The 2,167-nt window shown below is 54.3% G+C and carries 2 protein-coding genes; both read left to right on the top strand.

All coding sequences use genetic code 11. The features are described 5' to 3' along the window. A partial coding sequence (locus ACPLUI_RS14180; RefSeq protein ID WP_424660891.1) for a YeiH family protein occupies positions 1 to 1,210 on the top strand: 1,210 nt, incomplete at its 5' end. Positions 1,211 to 1,387: 177 nt separating this feature from the next. Continuing rightward, positions 1,388 to 2,167, top strand: coding sequence for a LytR/AlgR family response regulator transcription factor (locus tag ACPLUI_RS14175; protein WP_424660890.1), 780 nt, complete (start codon positions 1,388 to 1,390; stop codon positions 2,165 to 2,167).

Raw genomic sequence — 2,167 nt, 5'->3', positions numbered from 1 at the left:
TATCGCCGTGGCGCCGCCCACCTGGGTGAATTTCAGTGAAGTTTCCAAGCATTTCGCTGCTAAGTGGACCTGGTATATCGGACTTTATGTACTCTTTATCGTTCTTTTCTCCATCAGCAGCGCCGTCATGGGGTTCAAGGCGGGGGAATTTGTGCCCGGCTTCACCATTCTTTTTATCGTTTCCACGATTATTCTGGTCGCCGGTTCGTGGAAGACGGCCATCGACCTGAACCTGGAGCCGCCCCTTTTAGCACTGCTGCTGGGCATGATCGTCAGTAACACCTTCAAACTGCCCAAATGGCTGGATACGACCTTCCGTACGGAATTTTACGTTAAAACCGGTATTGTATTGCTCGGCGCGACTCTGCCCTTTACGCTGATCATCCAGGCCGGCCCGGTAGCCTTCCTGCAGGCCACCATTGTAGCGGTGGTCACTTTCCTGACCATCTTTTTTGCTGCCACCCGGTTGTTCGGATTGGACAGGCGCTTTGGTGCCACCCTGGCCGCGGGGGGATCCATATGCGGGGTATCGGCCTGCATTGCCCTGGGTGGTGCGGTGAAGGCCAAAAAGGAACACGTTTCTATAGGTATTTCCCTGGTAGTCATCTGGGCTATCGTCATGATTATCGTGTTACCTCTGGTAGCGAAGGCTATGGGCATGGCGCCAGGCATCGCCGGGGCCTGGATTGGTACTTCCGAATTTGCCGATGCGGCCGGTTTTGCGGCCGCTGCAGCCATCGGTGACGAAGCGGCCATCCGGTCCTTCACCCTCATGAAGGTTGTGGGCCGGGACATCTGGATTGGCCTGTGGTCGCTGATCATGGCCATTATCGCCTGCACGGTGTGGGAGCGCAGCCGCTCCGCCGGACAGGGTGAGAAGGTAAACGCTATGGAAGTCTGGTGGCGCTTCCCCAAGTTTGTCATCGGCTTTTTCCTGGCTTCCCTGATCATGACCTTTGTGGCCCTGCAGTTTTCACCGGCGGAATTTAAAAAGGTGCTGACCCCCGAAGTTATCGGGCCCATCAAGACTTTACGCACCTGGACCTTCGTATTTACTTTCCTTTCTATCGGGTTTACCACCCGGTTCCGGGAACTGACCGCCTTTGGCTGGAAGCCTCTGGCCGCCTTTACCCTGGGTGTGGCCGTAAACGTGCCCCTGGGTTACATCCTGTCGGTGCTCATCTTCGGCCATTACTGGGCCAGGATTTAACGAAAATATCTACCTGTCGTGCCCTGCCCTGTTCCGGGCGGGGTTTTATTTTTTCCTCTTTGCTTCCTGGAAGAATATCGTGGAAGCAGGATTTTACAAATGAGGGCAGAATTTGTGATCATTGTAGCAATTCATAAAAATATTTAAAAATGTCCTGCTGTTTGCGGAGGGGTTCTTATGTCGGGCTATACATTAAAGATTGTAATTGCCGATGATGATGAGCCCATCTGCAACCTGTTGAGCGATATACTGGGCACATTCGAGGGTGTCGCTGTCGCCGGCAGAGCCAGCAATGGCAGGGATCTCCTGAAACTGGTAAAGGATACCGGGCCGGACGCCGTTTTTCTCGACATCCAGATGCCCGGGCTGGACGGCCTTTCGGCTGTTCACCAGCTGCAAAGGCAGCACCCCGGCGTCTTTATCGTTTTCATTACTGCCTACCCCCAGTATGCTGCCGAAGCATTCAACCTGGACGCCGTCGATTACCTGATCAAGCCGCTCAACCGGGAACGAATCGCGCGAACGCTGGCCAAGTTGATGCGCTTTAAAGAGGTGCGAACCGCCGGGGGTAAAGATCACCGGCCGTACCCCGGGCCGGGCGGCAGCTCAAAAAGCGGGCCTGATTGCCGTACAAAACTTACCATCAAAAGCGGACACGGGATTATCGTCATAGACACGGACAGCATTTTTTTCGTAGAAAAAGTGGGCAAAAAGTGCGTCATCCACACGGACTCCGGCCTCTACGAAACATCGGAGCAGCTTTCCCTGCTCGAAAGAAAGCTTGACCCCGCCCGGTTCTTCCGTTGCCACAGGAGTTTCATCATCAACATCAACCGCGTGGAAAAGGTTTTACCCTATGCGGACCGCGCCTATGAAGTGACTTTCCGTAACTACCCCGCCAGGGTAACCATGCGCCGGGAGAAGTTTGAGGCCTTTTGCCTCATGATTCAGAAATGA

It is taken from the genome of Desulfofundulus sp., assembly GCF_049701015.1.
GTDB lineage: Bacteria > Bacillota > Desulfotomaculia > Desulfotomaculales > Desulfovirgulaceae > Desulfofundulus.
The sequence above is the reverse complement of the archived record's forward strand: the minus strand, read 5'-3'. Positions and strand labels throughout refer to the sequence as shown.